Source organism: Kitasatospora sp. NPDC093679 (assembly GCF_040683455.1).
GTDB classification, from domain to species: Bacteria; Actinomycetota; Actinomycetes; order Streptomycetales; family Streptomycetaceae; genus Kitasatospora; species Kitasatospora arboriphila.
Genome location: NZ_JBFBDW010000014.1, coordinates 111,407 through 129,246 on the forward strand (window position 1 = coordinate 111,407; position 17,840 = coordinate 129,246).

Genomic DNA, 17,840 nt, shown 5'->3' on the forward strand with positions numbered 1-17,840 from the left:
CCACCCCGGTTGCCCCGGCACGCAAGGTGAGGCCCCTTGTGAGCGGTAGGCTCGCACAGAGAAGCGGGATCAACCCTCCGTGACCGGCACCAGCGAACGTCAGGACCACAGCGACGTGGCCGACCGGTCCCCTTCACGGGGTCACTCTTCACCACCAGGAAGGAGCCCTGAGACAGGGTGAGCACCACGCCGACGAACGCATTCGAATGGACCGAACTGGACCAGCGGACCGTCGACACGGCCCGCGTCCTCGCGATGGATGCCGTGCAGAAGGTGGGCAACGGGCATCCCGGCACCGCGATGTCGCTGGCCCCGGCTGCATACGTGATCTTCCAGCGCTTCCTGCGGCACGACCCGACCGACCCCGCCTGGGTCGGCCGCGACCGCTTCGTCCTCTCCCCCGGGCACACGTCGCTGACTCTCTACACCCAGCTCTACCTCTCGGGCTACGGTCTGTCCCTGGACGACCTGAAGGCCTTCCGGGTCGCGGGCAGCCGCACCCCGGGCCACCCCGAGCACGGCCACACCGCGGGCGTCGAGACGACCACCGGTCCGCTCGGCCAGGGCGTCGCCAACGCGGTGGGCATGGCGATGGCCGCCCGCTACGAGCGCGGCCTGTTCGACCCCGAGGCCGCGGAGGGCGAGTCCCCCTTCGACCACACCATCTGGGCCATCGTCTCCGACGGCGACCTGGAGGAGGGCATCTCCGCGGAGGCGTCCTCGCTGGCCGGCCACCAGAAGCTGGGCAACCTCGTCGCGCTCTACGACGACAACCACATCTCCATCGAGGGCGACACCGAGACGGCCTTCTCCGAGGACGTCCTCGCCCGCTACGAGGCGTACGGCTGGCACGTCCAGCGGATCACGCCGAAGTCCGACGGCGACGTCGACGTGCACGCGCTGGCCACCGCGCTGGCCGCCGCCAAGGCCGAGACCGAGCGCCCGTCGATCATCGCGATGCGCACCATCATCGCCTGGCCGGCCCCGAACGCCCAGGACACCGCCAAGGCGCACGGCTCCGCGCTCGGCGACGCCGAGATCGCCGCCACCAAGAAGGTGCTCGGCTTCTCGCCGGAGAAGACCTTCGAGGTCACCGAGCAGGTCATCGAGCACGCCCGCAAGGTGGTGCACCGCGGCAAGGCCGCCCGTGCCGAGTGGGAGGCCTCCTTCCACGCGTGGCGCGCGGCCAACCCGGAGCGCGCCGCCGAGTTCGACCGGATCCAGATCGGCGAGCTGCCCGACGGCTGGGAGAAGGCCCTCCCGGTCTTCCCGGCCGGCAAGGACGTCGCCACCCGCAAGGCCTCCGGCGACACCCTCAAGGCGGTCGGCAAGCACGTCCCCGAGCTGTGGGGCGGTTCGGCGGACCTCGCCGAGTCCAACCTCACCACCATCGACGAGGAGTCCTCCTTCCTCCCGGCGAGCAACCCGCTGAAGACCGCCTCGCCGTACGGCCGGACGATCCACTTCGGCATCCGCGAGCACGCCATGGGCGCGATCATGAACGGCATCGCGCTGCACGGCCGCACCCGCATCTACGGCGGCACCTTCCTGGTGTTCTCCGACTACATGCGCCCGGCGGTGCGCCTCGCCGCGCTGATGAAGCTGCCCGTCACCTACGTGTGGACGCACGACTCCATCGGCCTCGGCGAGGACGGCCCGACCCACCAGCCGGTCGAGCACCTGGCCGCGCTGCGCGCCATCCCCGGCCTCGCGGTCGTCCGCCCCGGCGACGCCAACGAGACCGCCGTCGTCTGGCGCACGATCCTGGAGCGGCAGACCAGCCACCCCGGCCCGGTCGGCCTGGCGCTCACCCGCCAGGGCGTGCCCACCTACGACCGCGAGGTGTTCGGCTCCGCCGAGGGCGCGGCCAAGGGCGGCTACGTGCTGGCCGAGGCCGAGGGCGCCTCGCCGAAGGTCATCCTGATCGGCACCGGCTCCGAGGTGCAGCTGGCCGTCCAGGCCCGCGAGGCCCTGGAGGCGGACGGCATCCCGACCCGCGTCGTCTCGATGCCGTCGATCGAGTGGTTCAACGAGCAGGACCAGGCGTACCGCGACAGCGTGCTGCCGCCGAACGTCCGTGCCCGGGTCTCGGTCGAGGCGGGCATCGCCCAGGGCTGGCGCGAGCTGGTCGGCGACGCCGGCCGGATCATCAGCCTGGAGCACTTCGGTGCCTCCGCCGACTACAAGGTGCTGTTCCAGGAGTTCGGCCTGACCGCCGACGCCGTGGCCAACGCCGCCCGCGCCTCGCTCCGCACGGTCGAGGCCGTCTCCCGCTAGCAGTTTCGCTCCAGGCCGGGTGTCCGACCGCACATCGGGTACCCGGCCTGTCTGACGACCCCACAGCAGACGTACGAAACACAGAGGATGTAGCACCATGACTGACGCTCTGAAGCGCCTCAGCGACGAAGGCGTGGCGATCTGGCTGGACGACCTCAGCCGCGAGCGGCTCAACAGCGGCAACCTGGCCGAGCTGGTGCAGGAGAAGCACGTCGTCGGCGTGACCACCAACCCGACCATCTTCCAGAAGGCCATCGGCGGCGGCAGCGCGGCCTACGACGGCCAGCTGAACGACCTGGCCGTCCGCAAGGTGACCGTGGACGAGGCCGTCCGCATGATCACCACCTCGGACGTCCGCGACGCGGCCGACGTGCTGCGCCCGGTCTACGACGCCTCGAACGGCCGCGACGGCCGGGTCTCCATCGAGGTCGACCCGCGCCTGGCGCACGAGACCGCCGCCACGATCGCCGAGGCCAAGCAGCTGTGGTGGCTGGTGGACCGCCCGAACGTGTTCATCAAGATCCCCGCCACCGAGGCCGGCCTGCCCGCCATCACCGAGGTCATCGCCAAGGGCATCAGCGTCAACGTCACGCTGATCTTCTCGCTCGAGCGGTACCGCGCCGTGATGGACGCCTACCTGTCCGGCCTGGAGAAGGCCAAGGCCGCCGGCCTCGACCTCTCGCAGATCGAGTCGGTCGCCTCCTTCTTCGTCTCCCGCGTGGACACCGAGATCGACAAGCGCCTCGACAAGATCGGCGGCGACGCCAAGGAGCTGCGCTCCAAGGCCGGCGTGGCCAACGCCCGCCTCGCCTACCAGGCGTACGAGGAGGTCTTCGGCCCGGTCGACGCCAAGCGCGACGACTCGGACCGCTGGAAGGCCCTGGAGGCCGTCGGCGCCAAGCCGCAGCGCCCGCTCTGGGCGTCCACCGGCGTCAAGGACCCGAACCTGCCGGACACCCTCTACGTGACCGAGCTGGCCGCCCCCGGCACCGTCAACACCATGCCGGAGGCCACCCTCAACGCCACCGACGACCACGGCGTGGTCACCGGCGACGCCATCACCCCGAACTACGGCGACGCCAAGTCCGTGATGGACGCCGTCGCCGCGGCCGGCGTCGACTACGACGACGTCGTCCAGCTGCTGGAGGACGAGGGCGTCGAGAAGTTCGAGGCCTCCTGGAAGGAACTGCTGGACACGGTCGCGGCCTCGCTCGCCGCACACGGCGACCAGAACTGACACGACTGCTCACGACCAAGCGCACGGAGAGCGGAGCCAACACCAGTGAGCAACACCCCTGCTTTTCCCGATGTCGAGGGGGCCGAGGTCGGGCAGGGTGACCCCCTGCTGCCCTCCAACCCGCTGCGCGATCCGGCGGACCGCCGGCTGCCGAGGATCGCCGGGCCGTCCGGCCTGGTGATCTTCGGCGTCACCGGCGACCTGTCGCGCAAGAAGCTCATGCCGGCCGTCTACGACCTCGCCAACCGCGGACTGCTGCCGCCGGGCTTCTCGCTCGTCGGCTTCGCCCGCCGCGAGTGGGAGGACGAGGACTTCGCGCGGGAGGTGCACGACGCGGTCAAGGAGCACGCGCGCACGCAGTTCCGCGAGGAGGTCTGGCAGCAGCTCGCCAAGGGCATGCGGTTCGTCCAGGGCGACTTCGGCGACGACGAGGCCTTCGACACCCTGCGGAAGACCATCGAGGACCTCGACCGGGCCCAGGGCACGGGCGGCAACTTCGCCTTCTACCTGTCGGTGCCGCCGAAGTTCTTCCCCACCGTCGTCCAGCAGCTCAAGAAGCACGGTCTGACCGACCCGCCGAAGGGCTCCTGGCGCCGCGCGGTGATCGAGAAGCCGTTCGGCCACGACCTGGAGAGCGCCCAGGAGCTGAACCGGATCGTCCACGAGGTCTTCCCCCGGGACGAGGTCTTCCGGATCGACCACTACCTGGGCAAGGAGACCGTCCAGAACATCCTGGCGCTCCGCTTCGCCAACCAGATGTTCGAGCCGATCTGGAACCGGTCGTACGTCGACCACGTGCAGATCACCATGGCCGAGGACATCGGCATCGGCGGCCGCGCCGGCTACTACGACGGCATCGGCTCGGCCCGCGACGTCATCCAGAACCACCTGCTCCAGCTGATGGCGCTCACCGCCATCGAGGAGCCCGCGTCCTTCCACCCCAAGGCCCTGGTCGCCGAGAAGCTCAAGGTGCTCAGCGCCGTGAAGCTCCCCGCCGACCTCGGCAAGCACACCGTGCGCGGCCAGTACGCGTCCGGCTGGCAGGGCGGCGAGGAGGTCGTCGGCTACCTGGACGAGGACGGCATCAACCCCGAGTCCAAGACCGACACCTACGCGGCGATCAAGCTGGAGATCAACAACCGGCGCTGGGCCAGCGTCCCGTTCTACCTGCGGACGGGCAAGCGCCTCGGCCGCCGGGTGACCGAGATCGCGGTCGTCTTCCAGCGGGCCCCGTACCTGCCGTTCGACTCCTACGCCACCGAGGAGCTGGGGCAGAACGCCCTGGTCATCCGGGTGCAGCCGGACGAGGGCGTCACCGTGCGGTTCGGCTCCAAGGTGCCCGGCACCGCGCTGGAGGTCCGCGACGTCACGATGGACTTCGCCTACGGCGAGTCCTTCACCGAGTCCAGCCCGGAGGCGTACGAGCGCCTGATCCTCGACGTGCTGCTCGGCGACGCCAACCTCTTTCCGCGGCACCAGGAGGTCGAGCTCTCCTGGCAGATCCTCGACCCGATCGAGCAGTACTGGGACGCCCACGGCAAGCCCGCGCAGTACGCGGCCGGGACCTGGGGCCCGATCGAGGCCGACGAGATGCTCGCACGAGACGGCAGGAGCTGGCGCCGGCCATGAAGATCGACCTGACCCACACCACCTCCGGTAGGATCAACGCGGCGCTGATGGACGCCCGCCGGGCCAGCGGCTCCACCGCGGCCGGCATGGTCCTGACCCTGGTGATCGTGACCGACGAGGGCAGCGCCTACGACGCCCTCAAGGCCGCCAACGACGCCTCCCGCGAGCACCCCTCGCGCACCCTGGCGGTCATCAAGCGGGCCGGGCGCTCGCCGCGCGCCCGGGCCGAGACCCGCCTCGACGCCGAGATCCTGGTCGGCAGCGACGCGGGCTCCGGCGAGACGGTCGTCCTGCGCATGCACGGCGAGCTCGCCGCGCACGCCCAGTCCGTCGTCCTGCCGCTGCTGCTGCCGGACGCCCCGGTCGTCGTCTGGTGGCCGGACAACGCCCCGCTGCACCCGGCGAACGACCCGCTCGGCGCGCTCGCCCAGCGCCGGATCACCGACGCGGTCACCGCCGAGTCCCCGGTCGGCCAGCTCGCCCAGCGGGCGGCCAGCTACACCCCCGGCGACACCGACCTCGCCTGGACCCGCATCACCGGCTGGCGCTCCATGCTGGCCGCCGCGCTCGACCAGCATCCCGCCACGATCACCGGCGCGGTCGTCGAGGGCGAGTCGTACAACCCCAGCGTCGAGCTGCTCGGCCTGTGGATGACCAACCGGCTGCGGGTGCCGGTCGAGCGGATCGTCACCGGCGGCCCCGGCATCACCGCCGTCCGGCTGCGCACCCAGGACGGCGAGATCGTCCTGGACCGTCCCGACGGCCTGATGGGCACGCTGTCCATGCCCGGCTCGCCGGACCGGATGGTCGCGCTCAAGCGCCGCGACACCGCCGAGCTCATCGCGGAGGAGCTGCGCCGGCTCGACCCGGACGACATCTACGCGGCGGCCGTCCGCACTCCGGTGGACCGGCTGCGCGAGAAGCTGCCCGCGGAGCCCGCGCCGTCGTCCGAGGCCGTCCCGGCCGAGGCCGCGGCGCCGGCCCGGGTCACCGCGAAGCTGCCGGACGCCGAGCCGGCGGCAGCGGAGCCGGCCGGTCCCGAGCCCACGGACGCCGAGCCGACGCCGAAGAAGCCGTCCGCCAAGAAGGCCGCCCCGCGCAAGCGGAGCACCTCGTGACGGCGGCGACCCCGCAGCTGGTGGTGCACCGGGACAAGGAGCTGATGGCGCAGGCCGCGGCGGCCCGGCTGATCACCCGCATCGTGGACGCCCAGTCCGCCCGCGGTACCGCCTCGGTGGTGCTGACGGGCGGGCGGAACGGCAACGCCCTGCTGGCCGCGATCGCCGCCTCCCCGGCACGCGACGCGGTCGACTGGGCGCGGCTCGACCTCTGGTGGGGCGACGAGCGCTTCGTCCCCGCCGGCGACCCGGACCGCAACGCCGTCCAGGCCCGTGCCGAACTGCTCGACGGCGTCCCGCTGGACCCGGCCCGGGTGCACGAGATGCCGGCCTCGGACGGCCCGGACGGCTCGGACGTCGAGGCGGCCGCCGCCCGGTACGCCGAGGAGCTCGCCCGGGCCGCCGGGCCCGGCGAGCACGCCGGGGTGCCGGCCTTCGACGTGCTGCTGCTCGGCGTCGGCCCGGACACCCACGTCGCCTCGCTCTTCCCGGAACACCCCGGTGTCCGGGAGAAGGAGCTGACCGTGATCGGCGTCCGCGGGGCGCCGAAGCCGCCGCCCACCCGGATCTCGCTCACCCTCCCGGCGATCCGGGCGGCGCGCGAGGTCTGGCTGCTCGCCGCCGGCGAGGACAAGGCGGGGGCGGTCTCCCTCGCCCTGCGCGGCCCCGGGGAGCTCCAGGCGCCCGCCTCCGGCGCGTACGGCACCGCCCGGACCCTCTGGCTGCTCGACCGCTCCGCGGCGGCCGAGCTGCCGCCCCAGCTGTACCCGCCCGCCTCGGCCTGACCGAGCCTGCGGCACACGCCTGCGCCCCGCCGGACGTCCTGTCCGGCGGGGCGCACGTGCGTACGGGGTCGGGCGGCGGCCGGCGTCAGGCGGCGGCCGGGGCGGGCGCCCGCTCCTCGGCGGCCGGGCCGGCCTCCGGCGCGGGCGGGGTCGGCCCGCCCGCGGCACCGCGGGCGTCCAGCCGCTTGATCAGCTTCCGGCCGAGGACGATCATCGGCTGCTCGACCCGGTGGTACAGCACGTCCGCCGCGAACAACGCGACGACCGCCACCGCGACGCCCGCGGCCGGCGAGCCGTGGTGCAGCTTCGGTGCCATGCCGAAGACCGCGGACGCGGCCACCGCCTGCACCAGGTAGAGGCCGTACGAGCGCTCGCCGACGAAGACCAGCGGACGGCGGGAGAGCAGCCAGCGCCCGGCTCCCGGGCCGAGCAGCGAGGGCAACAGCAGCGCCACGCCCACGCCGTAGACCACGACGGCGTGGCGCTCGCCGTGCAGGGCCGCGGTGAGCCGGGGCACCGACAGGTGCAGCACCAGGAACGCGGCGCCCACCACCGCCCCGGCCACCGGATGGGTCAGCGGGGCGAGCAGGGCGAACCCGCGGCGGCTGTGCAGGACGAGGGCCAGCAGCGCGCCGGTCATCAGCACCGTGTAGTGGACGGCCAGCGACTCCCACGCCGCCGAGAACGGCACCAGCAGCACCGCGATGCCGAGCAGCGCCACCGGGATCCGCAGCCGGAGCGCGACCGCGCCGGCCAGGATCAGCGCCAGCGGCCAGACCAGGTAGAACTTCTGCTCGATGCCGATCGTCCAGGAGTGGAAGAACGGCGTGTCGGCGGCCAGGTCGTACTCGTTGAGGAAGGTCGCGTAGTGCGTCAGGTGGCCGCGGAGCAGCTTCCAGCCCTGGCCGTTGTGGTACTGGGTGACCGCGGTCGCCGCCAGCACCACGTAGTAGAGGGGCATGATGCGGAAGATCCGGCGCAGGTAGAAGTCGCGCAGGGATATCCGGCCGGTCCGGTCCCGTTCGCGGAGCATCAGCGTGGTGATCAGGAAGCCGGACACCACGAAGAAGACGTGCACTCCGATCCAGCCGGAGAGGAACGCCGCGCGCGGCCCGGCGAAGTGGAAGAACACCACGATCACCGCGGCGAAGGCGCGCAGACCGTCGAGCGCGTCGAACCTGCGCATCCCCAGGAACTCGGCGTGGGTCAGCTTGCGCACGGGGTCACTCCAGTCGGTGGTACGGGGACGGCTCGCTCGGAACAGCCCGAAGGGCGCCGCCGTCACCGGCGGCGCCCTTCGTGTCGCTCCCTCAGATCTCGCCGCGGAGCTTGGCCAGCGCCTCGGCGAGGATCGCCTCGCCGTCGGCGTCGGTGCGGCGCTCGCGCACGTACGCGAGGTGGGTCTTGTACGGCTCGTTGCGGGCCGGGGCCGGGGGGTTGTGCTCGTCCTGGCCTGCCGGGAACCCGCAGCGCGGGCAGTCCCAGGTCTCCGGGATCGCCGCCTCGGCGGCGAAACTGGGGCGCGTCTCGTGCTTGTTCGCGCACCAGAAGGAGATCCGGTTACGGGGGGCGGACTCGCCGCGCTCCGCCTCGCCCATGGGGCCTGCGCCGACTCTGCTTCCTCGGATGGCGTTGCCACTTGCCACGGTTGGACTCCCTGCGTGCTGGTGCCGCCCGGCCGCGGCTGTGCGGACGGTGGCGAAGTCGTCCTAGTGTAAGCGGGAGTTAAAGCTCTGCCACCACCGCCTGCCGAACCGGGCTGCGACCGGCCCGCGGGGGGCGGACGGGACGTCGGCTACTTGTACTTGAGCAGCAGGCTCAGCACCACGATGCAGGCGAACCAGGCGATGCCCACCAGGATCGTGATGCGGTCGAGGTTCCGCTCGGCCACCGCGGAGCCGCCGCCGGTGGACATCGCGCCACCGCCGAACATGTCGGACAGGCCGCCGCCCTTCCCCTTGTGCAGCAGCACCAGGAGGATCATCAGCAGGCTGAAGATGATCAGGGCAATCGAGAACCCGAGAACCACGGCGGGACCAACTCTCTCGTATCTTCGGCGAAGGGGCCGGGCCGCGTGGAAGCGGTCCGGCCCCAAAGCCTACGTTGCTGCGGCGGCGTTAGCCTACTGCCTGCTCGCGGTAGCGCACGATCTTGACGAACTCCTCGGCGTCCAGCGAGGCACCGCCGATCAGACCGCCGTCGATGTCCGGCTTGGCCATCAGGCCGGCCGCGCTGGAGGACTTCACCGAACCGCCGTACAGGATGCGGACCTTGCCGGCCAGCTCGGCGTCGTACAGCTCGGCCAGGCGGGCGCGGATCGCACCGCAGACCTCCTGGGCGTCCTCCGGGGTCGCCACCTCGCCGGTCCCGATCGCCCAGACCGGCTCGTACGCGACGACGACCGTCTCCGCGTCCGAGGCCGGCACGCCCTCCAGGGCGCCGTCCAGCTGCGCCAGGGTGTGCTCGACGTGGGTGCCCGCCTTGCGGACGTCCAGCGGCTCGCCGATGCACAGGATCGGGGTGATCCCGCTGCGGTAGGCGGCCTTCACCTTGGCGTTGACGATCTCCTCGTCCTCGCCGTGGTACTGGCGGCGCTCCGAGTGGCCGATCACCGCGTAGGTGACCTTCAGCTTGGCCAGCATCGGCCCGGAGATCTCACCGGTGTAGGCACCGGAGTCGTGCTGCGAGATGTCCTGCGAGCCGTACTTGATCTTCAGCTTGTCGCCGTCGACCAGCGTCTGCACCGACCGCAGGTCGGTGAACGGGGTCAGCACGGCGACCTCGACGGCCTCGTAGTCCTTGTCGGCCAGCGCGAAGGCCAGCTTCTGGGTGTGCTGGATGGCCTCGAGGTGGTTGAGGTTCATCTTCCAGTTGCCCGCCATCAGCGGGAGGCGCTCAGTCATCTTCCTCAGCCTTCCAGGGCGGCGAGACCGGGGAGGGTCTTGCCCTCCAGGTACTCGAGGCTTGCGCCACCGCCGGTCGAGATGTGCCCGAACTTCGTCTCGTCGAAGCCCAGGGTGCGGACGGCCGCGGCGGAGTCGCCGCCGCCGACCACGGTGAACGCGTCGGAGTCGATCAGGCCCTGGGCCACGACCCGGGTGCCCTCGGCGAACGCCGGGTGCTCGAACACGCCCATCGGGCCGTTCCAGAACACGGTCTTCGCGTCGGCGATCTTCTCCGCGAACAGCTGCGCCGTCCGCGGGCCGATGTCCAGGCCGAGCGCGCCGTCCGGGATGGCGTCCGCGTCGACCACCGCGAAGTCCTCCACCGGGGCCCCGCCCTTGACGTCCGGGAACGAACCGGACACCGCGGTGTCCACCGGGATCACGAACTCCACGCCCTGCTCGGCGCCGCGCTTCAGGTAGTCCTGGACGACCGGGATCTGGTCCTCCTGCAGCAGCGAGGCACCGACGCCGTGGCCCTGGGCCGCGATGAAGGTGTACATCATGCCGCCGCCGATGAGGATCTTGTCGGCCTTGCCGAGCAGGTTCTCGATCACGCCGACCTTGTCGGAGACCTTCGAACCGCCGAGCACCACCACGTACGGGCGGGCCACCTCGTCGGTGAGGCGCTTCAGCACCCCCACCTCGGTGGCGATCAGGTCGCCGACCGCGTGCGGCAGGCGGGCCGGCAGGTCGTACACCGAGGCGTGCTTGCGGTGCACCGCGCCGAAGCCGTCGCCCACGTACACGTCGGCCAGGCCGGCCAGCTCGTCGGCGAACGCGCCGCGCTCGGCGTCGTCCTTGGCGGTCTCGCCCGCGTTGAAGCGCAGGTTCTCCAGCAGCGTGACCTCGCCGTCGGCCAGGGCGGCGACGGTGGCCTTCGCGCTCTCGCCCACGGTGTCGGTGGCGAAGGACACCGGGACGCCGAGGATCTCGCCGAGGCGGACGGCCACCGGCGCGAGGGAGTACTGCGGGTCGGGCTCGCCCTTCGGGCGGCCCAGGTGCGAGGCGACGACCACCTTGGCGCCGGCCTGCACCAGCTTGGCGATGGTCGGCGCGACGGCGCGGATCCGGCCGTCGTCGGTGATGGTCCCGCCGGACAGCGGCACGTTCAGGTCGGCGCGGACGAACACCCGCTTGCCGGCGACCTGGAGGTCTTCGATCGTCTTCACGGTCTTGGGTCTCCCGAGGAAGGTGGTGCGTGTCGGCGGCACGGCGGCGGGCCACCAGATAACACGACGGGCGAGGGTGGAGACGCGAAGCGGGGGCCCGGACGGCGTCAGCCTTCCGGGCCCCGCACCTCACGTCACGTCAGCTCCCGCGCAGGGGTCAGAGCTGGCCGCCGACGAGCGTGGTCAGGTTGACGAGACGGTTCGAGTAGCCCCACTCGTTGTCGTACCAGCCGAAGACCTTGACCTGGTTGCCCTGGGCCATGGTCATCAGGGAGTCGAAGATCGTGGAGAACGGCGAGTTCACGATGTCGGAGGAGACGATCGGGTCCTCGGTGTACTGCAGGATGCCCTTGAGGTCGCCCTCGGCCGCCTTCTGGAAGGCCGCGTTGACCTCCTCCACGGTGACCTCGCGCTCCAGGGTCACGACCAGGTCGGTGATCGAGCCGGTCGGCACCGGGACGCGCAGCGAGGTGCCGTCGAGCTTGCCCTTGAGCTCGGGCAGGACCAGGGCGGTGGCCTTCGCGGCACCCGTCGAGGTCGGGATGATGTTCAGCGACGCGGCACGGGCACGGCGCAGGTCCTTGTGCGGGAAGTCCAGCGTGACCTGGTCGTTGGTGAACGCGTGGACGGTGGTCATCAGACCCTTGACGATCCCGAAGTTCTCGTTCAGCACCTTCGCCAGGGGGGCGACGCAGTTGGTGGTGCAGGAGGCGTTCGAGATGACGGTGTGGTTCGCCGGGTCGTACTTGTCGTCGTTGACACCCATGACGATGGTGACGTCTTCGTCCGTCGCGGGTGCCGAGATGATGACCTTCTTCGCGCCGGCCGTGACGTGCTTCTTTGCAAGCTCGGCCTTGGTGAAGATACCGGTGGACTCGATGACGATGTCGACGCCCAGCTCGCCCCAGGGGAGGTTCGCGGGGTCGCGCTCGGCGACGACCTTGAAGGTCTTGCCGTCCACGGTGATGCTGTCGGCGGTGTGGGAGACCTCGGACTGCAGGGTGCCGAGGATCGAGTCGTACTTGAGCAGGTGCGCGAGGGTCTTCGTGTCGGTCAGGTCGTTGACACCGACGATCTCGATGTCCGCGCCCTGAGCCTGAACCGCACGGAAGAAGTTGCGGCCGATGCGGCCGAATCCGTTGATGCCTACCCGGATCGTCACGAACCGATCTCCTCTTAGGTACGCCGGACTGAATTCCGACGGGGGTTGAAATGGGATGTCCCCGACCACCCATGACCCTACCTCCCCGCGGCTCCGCTGGGCACATCGCCTCTCCGCCCGGGGGCGGCCAGGCACAGCGCGGACCGCCCATCGGATTACCCGCGAGTAACTCCTGTGGCGGGCGTGCATAAAGGGGCGCGGGGAACGGCGCGAATCGGAAGGCGCAACTGCGCACCAGCCGATTCGCGCCGTTCCCCGCGCCCCTTTATGTGTCCGAATGGCGAAACATGGATTGTCAGCTGAGCGCCATCTCGTCGGTGAGGTTGGCCTCGGTGCTCGGCAGCCCGAGCTCCGCGGCGCGCTTGTCGGCCATCGCCAGCAGGCGGCGGATCCTGCCGGCCACCGCGTCCTTCGTCAGCGGCGGGTCGGCGAGCGCACCGAGCTCCTCCAGCGAGGCCTGCTTGTGCTGCATCCGCAGCTGGCCGGCGGCGGCCAGGTGCTCGGGCACCTCGTCGCCCAGGATCTCCAGCGCGCGCTGCACGCGCGCGCCCGCCGCGACCGCCGCGCGCGCCGAGCGGCGCAGGTTGGCGTCGTCGAAGTTCGCGAGCCGGTTCGCGGTGGCGCGCACCTCGCGCCGCATCCGGCGCTCCTCCCAGGCGAGCACCGCCTCGTGCGCCCCCAGCCGGGTCAACAGCGCACCGATCGCGTCACCGTCCCGGATGACCACCCGGTCGACGCCGCGGACCTCGCGGGCCTTGGCCGGGATGCCGAGCCGGCGCGCCGCGCCGACCAGGGCGAGCGCCGCCTCGGAGCCGGGGCAGGTGATCTCCAGCGAGGAGGAGCGGCCGGGCTCGGTGAGCGAGCCGTGCGCCAGGAAGGCGCCGCGCCAGGCGGCCTCGGCGTCGCAGGTCGCACCGGACACCACGGCCGGCGGCAGGCCGCGGATCGGCCGCCCGCGCCCGTCCACCAGGCCGGTCTGCCGGGCGAGCAGCTCGCCGTCCTTGACCACCCGGACCACGTACCGGCTGCCGCGGCGCAGCCCGCCGGGGGCCATCACGACCAGGTCCGAGGAGTGTCCGAAGATCTCCAGCAGGTCCTTGCGCAGGCGCCGGGCCGCGATGGCCGTGTCCAGCTCCGCCTCGATCACGATCCGGCCGCTCACGATGTGCAGGCCGCCCGCGAACCGCAGGATCGCCGAGACCTCGGCCTTCCGGCAGCAGGCCCGGGTGACCGGGAGCCGGGAGATTTCGTCCTTCACCGCAGGAGTCATCGCCATGGGCCGATCCTTCCATGTGTCCGGAAAATCCGGTCGTACGCAGCCGCCAGGAGCTCCGGGTCGTGTCGCGGGGTCCCGTCCGCCCGGGCGACCCGCCCGAGCACCAGGGCCGCGCCCATCCGCTCGGCGGCCTTCTCCAGCCCGGCCAGGTCGGCGAGGCCGAACGCCCCGCCGGTGACCGCCCGCTCGTCGACCAGCACGGCGTCGACCTCGAGGTCCGGCGCGTGGTCGGCGATCACGTCGAGGTGCCGCTGCGGGCTGAAGCCCTCGGTCTCCCCGGGCTGGGGGGCGAGGTTCAGGGTGAGCAGCCGGCGCGCGCGGGTCTCGACCAGCGCCTTGGCGAGCTCGGGCACCAGCAGGTGCGGCAGCACGCTGGTGAACCAGGAGCCGGGGCCGAGCACCACCCAGTCCGCCTCCAGCACGGCCTCCACGGCCTCCGGCACGGCGGGCGGCTCCTCCGGCAGCAGCCGCACCGACTGCACGGTGCCGGGGGTCACGGCGACGCTGGCCTGGCCGCGGACGGCGCTGAGCTCGTACGGACGGGCCGGGTCGTGCCCGCGGACCTCGGCCTCGATCTCCAGCGGGACGGCCGACATCGGCAGCACCCGGCCCTGCACGTTGAGCAGCCGGCCCACCCAGTTGAGCGCCTCGACCGGGTCGCCGAGCTTCTCCCACAGGGCGACGATCAGCAGGTTGCCGACGGCGTGGCCGCCGAGGTCGCCGTCGCCGGTGAAGCGCTGCTGGAGGACCTCGGACCAGGTGCGGCCCCAGTCGTCGTCGCCGCAGAGCGCGGCGAGCGCCTTGCGCAGGTCGCCCGGCGGCAGCACGCCGAGCTCGGCGCGCAGCCGCCCGCTGGAGCCGCCGTCGTCGGCGACGGTGACCACGGCGGTGAGCTCGTTGGTCAGCCGGCGCAGCGCGGAGAGCGAGGCGGACAGCCCCTGGCCGCCGCCGAGCGCGGTGATCCTGGGTGCACCGGGGCGCGACTTCTGGGCAGCCGGACTGCTTCCGGCCGGGGCTCGCTCGCCAGACCTCTGCTGGAACTGCCGTGCTGGCGAGTATCCCGTCACACCGACCCCATGTTCCTGTCTCGTGCTCCCTTGGGCGGACCGGAACGTCCGGCCGGGGTCAGCCCCGGCCGGTCACTCCCGGCCCATGTCGCGGTGGACGAGCACCGTTTCGACGCCGTCCGCGATCAGACGCCTGGTCAGCCGCTCGGACATGGCGACGCTGCGGTGCTTGCCACCGGTGCAGCCTACGGCAAGAGTCATGTAGCGCTTGCCTTCCCGGCGATACCCTTCGGTCACGATCCTCAGCAACTCCGCGTAACCGTCCAGGAACTCCTGGGCACCGGGCTGCTTGAACACGTAGTCGGCGACGTCGCTGTCCGTACCGGTGTGGGCCCGCAGCTCCGGCACCCAGTGCGGGTTCGGCAGGAAGCGGCAGTCCACCACCAGGTCGGCGTCGACCGGCAGGCCGTACTTGAAGCCGAAGGACATCACGGTGGCGCGCAGCTCGGGCTCGTCGTTGTCGGCGAACTGGGCGTCGAGCTTGGCGCGCAGCTGGTGGACGTTGAGGTTGGAGGTGTCGATCACCAGGTCCGCCTCGCCGCGCAGGTCGCGCAGCAGCTCGCGCTCCTGGGCGATGCCGTCGACGATCCGGCCGTCGCCCTGCAGCGGGTGCGGACGGCGGACGGACTCGAAGCGGCGCACCAGCGCCTCGTCCGAGGAGTCCAGGAAGACGACGCGCAGCCGCACGCCGCGCTTCTCCAGCTCCTCCAGCGAGGTGAGCAGGTCGTCGAAGAAGCTGCGGCCGCGGACGTCGACGACGGCGCCGATCCGGGGCACGGAGCCCTGCGAGCGGGCGCCGAGGTCCACCATGGTGGGGATCAGCGCGGGCGGCAGGTTGTCCACCACGAACCAGCCCAGGTCCTCCAGGCACTTGGCCGCGGTGCTCCGGCCGGCGCCGGACATGCCGGAGATGATCACCAGCTCCGGTGCGTTGTCGCCCACGTCGGACACGTTCACTTCGGTTCCCCGCTCTCGGTGATTCGCTTCGGAAGAACGCCCCGGACCCGGCGGTGCTTCCCGGCACCACCGGCAGGGGCGGTGCCGGGGACAGCGCGGCGACGGGCGTCATCGGCCGTCATGGCGTCTCCCGGGGCGCGCCGGCCCCTGCGGGGTCGGCGCTGTCGTCAATGATCTCGCCGGTGGCGGTGTTCACCGCGAGGACGGCAGGTGGCCGGGAGGCCAACGCGGCCGCAACGGTCTCCGCGGTGCGGCGGCCGATCCCGGGCACCTCGCACAACTCGTCCACGGTGGCGGACCGCAGCCGTTTGAGGGAGCCGAAGTGCTTGAGCAGTGCCTGGCGGCGGGTCTCGCCGAGCCCGGGCACCGCGTCCAGTCCGCCGGTGGTGAGGCGCTTGGAGCGCTTGGACCGCTGGTAGGCGATGGCGAAGCGGTGCGCCTCGTCGCGCACCCGCTGCAGCAGGTAGAGGCCCTCGCTGGTGCGCGGCAGCACGACCGGGTCGTCCTGGCCGGGCAGCCAGACCTCCTCCAGCCGCTTGGCGAGGCCGCAGAGGGCGACGTCGTCGATGCCGAGCTCGTCGAGGGCCCGGCGGGCGGCGGCGACCTGCGGCTGACCGCCGTCGACGACCAGCAGCTGCGGCGGGTAGGCGAAGCGGCGGGGGCGGCCGGTCTCCGGGTCGACCGGGCCGGTGGCGTCCCCGCCGGGCCCGGGGGCGCCGTCGGGTGCCTCGTCGGCGCCGGTGTCCTCGGGGACGGCCCACTCGCCGGTCCGCTCGCGCTCCTGGAGGTAGCGGCGGAAGCGCCGGCCGATCACCTCGTGCATCGAGCGGACGTCGTCCTGCCCGGCGAAGCCCTTGATCTGGAAGCGCCGGTACTCGCTCTTGCGGGCCAGGCCGTCCTCGAAGACGACCATCGAGGCGACCACGTCCTCGCCCTGCAGGTGGGAGATGTCGAAGCACTCGATGCGCAGCGGCACGGAGTCGAGCTCCAGCGCGTCGGCGATCTCCTGGAGGGCGCGGCTGCGGGTGGTGAGGTCGGAGGCGCGCTTGGTCTTGTGCAGTGCGAGCGCCTGCTGGGCGTTCCGGTGCACCGTCGCCATCAGGTCCTTCTTGTCACCGCGCTGCGGGACGCGGAGGTCGACCTGGGCGCCGCGCAGGCCGGTGAGCCACTCGCGGACGGGCCCGGCCGGCTCGGGCAGCGCCGGGACGAGCACCTCGCGGGGCACGTTCTCGGTGCCGGAGCCGTACAGCTGCTGCAGGGCGTGCTCGACCAGGGAGGCGGTGTCGACGTCCTCGACCCGGTCGGTGACCCAGCCGCGCTGGCCGCGGACCCGGCCGCCGCGGACGTGGAAGATCTGGACGGCGGCCTCCAGCTCGTCCTCGGCGAGGGCGAGCACGTCGGCGTCGGTGCCGTCGGCGAGGACGACCGCGTTCTTCTCCATGGCGCGCTTGAGGGCGCCGATGTCGTCGCGGAGCCGGGCCGCCCTCTCGTACTCCATGGCGGCGGCGGCCTCCTGCATCTGCTGCTCCAGGCGGCGCAGGTGACCGCCGGTGCGGCCGGCCATGAAGTCGCAGAACTCCTCGGCGAGGGCGCGGTGCTCGTCGGCGGATACCTTGCCGACGCAGGGTGCGGCGCACTTGCCGATGTAGCCGAGCAGGCAGGGCCGGCCGACCTGGCTCGCGCGCTTGAAGACGCCGTTGGAGCAGGTGCGGACGGGGAAGACGCGGAGCAGCAGGTCGACGGTCTCGCGGATCGCCCAGGCGTGGCCGTACGGGCCGAAGTAGCGCACGCCCTTCTTGTGCGCCCCCCGCATGACCTGCACGCGGGGGAACTCCTCGTTGAGGGTGACGGCGAGCTCGGGGTAGCTCTTGTCGTCGCGGTACTTGACGTTGAAGCGGGGGTCGAACTCCTTGATCCAGGAGTACTCCAGCTGCAGCGCCTCGACCTCGGTGCCGACCACCGTCCACTCCACCGAGGCGGCGGTGGTGACCATGGTGGCCGTGCGCGGGTGCAGGCCCGCGAGGTCCTGGAAGTAGGAGGAGAGCCGGGGACGCAGGCTCTTGGCCTTGCCGACGTAGATGACCCGGCCGTGCTCGTCGCGGAACCGGTACACCCCGGGTGAGAGCGGGATCGCACCGGGCGCCGGACGGTAGGTGGACGGGTCTGCCATGCCCCCTACCGTACCGACTGCCGATGACCGCCCGTGGCCGGTTTCCCG

At 72.0% G+C, this 17,840-nt stretch carries 15 protein-coding genes; 5 read left to right on the forward strand and 10 right to left on the reverse strand.

What is annotated here, in order from left to right:
- Positions 1–177: 177 nt before the first annotated feature.
- From tkt to pgl, 5 genes are all read left to right on the forward strand, one after another.
- Entirely contained in the window at positions 178–2,277 is a 2,100-nt protein-coding gene (gene tkt, locus AB0O09_RS14995; protein ID WP_363542075.1) for a transketolase, read from the forward strand.
- Positions 2,278–2,374: 97 nt separating this feature from the next.
- The gene (gene tal, locus AB0O09_RS15000) at positions 2,375–3,514 is read left to right on the forward strand and encodes a transaldolase (RefSeq protein WP_363542077.1); all 1,140 of its coding nucleotides are present in this window, start codon (positions 2,375–2,377) and stop codon (positions 3,512–3,514) included.
- Positions 3,515–3,619: 105 nt separating this feature from the next.
- Positions 3,620–5,143 carry a glucose-6-phosphate dehydrogenase gene (gene zwf, locus AB0O09_RS15005; protein ID WP_363542115.1) on the forward strand — a complete coding sequence of 508 codons (1,524 nt, stop codon included), beginning with the start codon at positions 3,620–3,622 and terminating at the stop codon, positions 5,141–5,143.
- Positions 5,140–6,261, forward strand: a complete 1,122-nt coding sequence (gene opcA, locus AB0O09_RS15010) for a glucose-6-phosphate dehydrogenase assembly protein OpcA (protein WP_363542079.1) — start codon at positions 5,140–5,142, stop codon at positions 6,259–6,261. The genes zwf and opcA overlap by 4 nt, the downstream gene beginning before the upstream one ends.
- On the forward strand, positions 6,258–7,046 hold the full coding sequence (pgl, locus tag AB0O09_RS15015) for a 6-phosphogluconolactonase (protein WP_344626247.1): 789 nt from the start codon (positions 6,258–6,260) through the stop codon (positions 7,044–7,046). The genes opcA and pgl overlap by 4 nt, the downstream gene beginning before the upstream one ends.
- 85 nt (positions 7,047–7,131) lie before the next feature.
- Here the strand turns inward: pgl and AB0O09_RS15020 are convergent, their stop codons facing one another.
- The 10 genes from AB0O09_RS15020 to uvrC form a co-directional block, all read right to left on the reverse strand.
- On the reverse strand, positions 7,132–8,265 hold the full coding sequence (locus tag AB0O09_RS15020) for an acyltransferase (protein ID WP_363542081.1): 1,134 nt from the start codon (positions 8,263–8,265) through the stop codon (positions 7,132–7,134).
- A 91-nt stretch (positions 8,266–8,356) separates the two neighbouring features.
- Positions 8,357–8,644 (reverse strand): RNA polymerase-binding protein RbpA, encoded by a 288-nt coding sequence (locus tag AB0O09_RS15025; RefSeq protein WP_257019256.1) that lies wholly within the window; start codon positions 8,642–8,644, stop codon positions 8,357–8,359.
- 197 nt (positions 8,645–8,841) lie between these two features.
- Positions 8,842–9,075: a preprotein translocase subunit SecG gene (secG, locus tag AB0O09_RS15030; RefSeq protein ID WP_263103283.1), complete on the reverse strand. Its 234-nt coding sequence runs from the start codon at positions 9,073–9,075 to the stop codon at positions 8,842–8,844.
- A gap of 88 nt (positions 9,076–9,163) precedes the next feature.
- Positions 9,164–9,949, reverse strand: a complete 786-nt coding sequence (gene tpiA, locus AB0O09_RS15035) for a triose-phosphate isomerase (RefSeq protein ID WP_363542082.1) — start codon at positions 9,947–9,949, stop codon at positions 9,164–9,166.
- Between the two features lie 5 nt (positions 9,950–9,954).
- Positions 9,955–11,160, reverse strand: coding sequence for a phosphoglycerate kinase (locus tag AB0O09_RS15040; RefSeq protein WP_363542083.1), 1,206 nt, complete (start codon positions 11,158–11,160; stop codon positions 9,955–9,957).
- Positions 11,161–11,317: 157 nt separating this feature from the next.
- The gene (gene gap / locus AB0O09_RS15045; protein WP_344626243.1) at positions 11,318–12,322 is read right to left on the reverse strand and encodes a type I glyceraldehyde-3-phosphate dehydrogenase; all 1,005 of its coding nucleotides are present in this window, start codon (positions 12,320–12,322) and stop codon (positions 11,318–11,320) included.
- Between the two features lie 295 nt (positions 12,323–12,617).
- Positions 12,618–13,598, reverse strand: a complete 981-nt coding sequence (gene whiA / locus AB0O09_RS15050; RefSeq protein WP_030266394.1) for a DNA-binding protein WhiA — start codon at positions 13,596–13,598, stop codon at positions 12,618–12,620.
- Entirely contained in the window at positions 13,589–14,665 is a 1,077-nt protein-coding gene (yvcK, locus tag AB0O09_RS15055; protein ID WP_363542084.1) for a uridine diphosphate-N-acetylglucosamine-binding protein YvcK, read from the reverse strand. The genes whiA and yvcK overlap by 10 nt, the downstream gene beginning before the upstream one ends.
- A gap of 72 nt (positions 14,666–14,737) precedes the next feature.
- On the reverse strand, positions 14,738–15,616 hold the full coding sequence (gene rapZ / locus AB0O09_RS15060; protein WP_363542116.1) for an RNase adapter RapZ: 879 nt from the start codon (positions 15,614–15,616) through the stop codon (positions 14,738–14,740).
- Positions 15,617–15,740: 124 nt separating this feature from the next.
- Positions 15,741–17,792: an excinuclease ABC subunit UvrC gene (gene uvrC / locus AB0O09_RS15065; protein WP_363542085.1), complete on the reverse strand. Its 2,052-nt coding sequence runs from the start codon at positions 17,790–17,792 to the stop codon at positions 15,741–15,743.
- Positions 17,793–17,840 lie beyond the last annotated feature (48 nt).

What these genes read in the sequence shown, in the direction of transcription:
- opcA (WP_363542079.1), top strand. Translation starts at nt 5,140, where the DNA reads ATGAAGATCGACCTGACCCACACCACCTCCGGTAGGATCAACGCGGCG.
- tal (WP_363542077.1), top strand. Translation starts at nt 2,375, where the DNA reads ATGACTGACGCTCTGAAGCGCCTCAGCGACGAAGGCGTGGCGATCTGG.
- tpiA (WP_363542082.1), bottom strand. Translation starts at nt 9,949, where the DNA reads ATGACTGAGCGCCTCCCGCTGATGGCGGGCAACTGGAAGATGAACCTC.
- AB0O09_RS15025 (WP_257019256.1), bottom strand. Translation starts at nt 8,644, where the DNA reads ATGGGCGAGGCGGAGCGCGGCGAGTCCGCCCCCCGTAACCGGATCTCC.
- uvrC (WP_363542085.1), bottom strand. Translation starts at nt 17,792, where the DNA reads ATGGCAGACCCGTCCACCTACCGTCCGGCGCCCGGTGCGATCCCGCTC.
- whiA (WP_030266394.1), bottom strand. Translation starts at nt 13,598, where the DNA reads ATGGCGATGACTCCTGCGGTGAAGGACGAAATCTCCCGGCTCCCGGTC.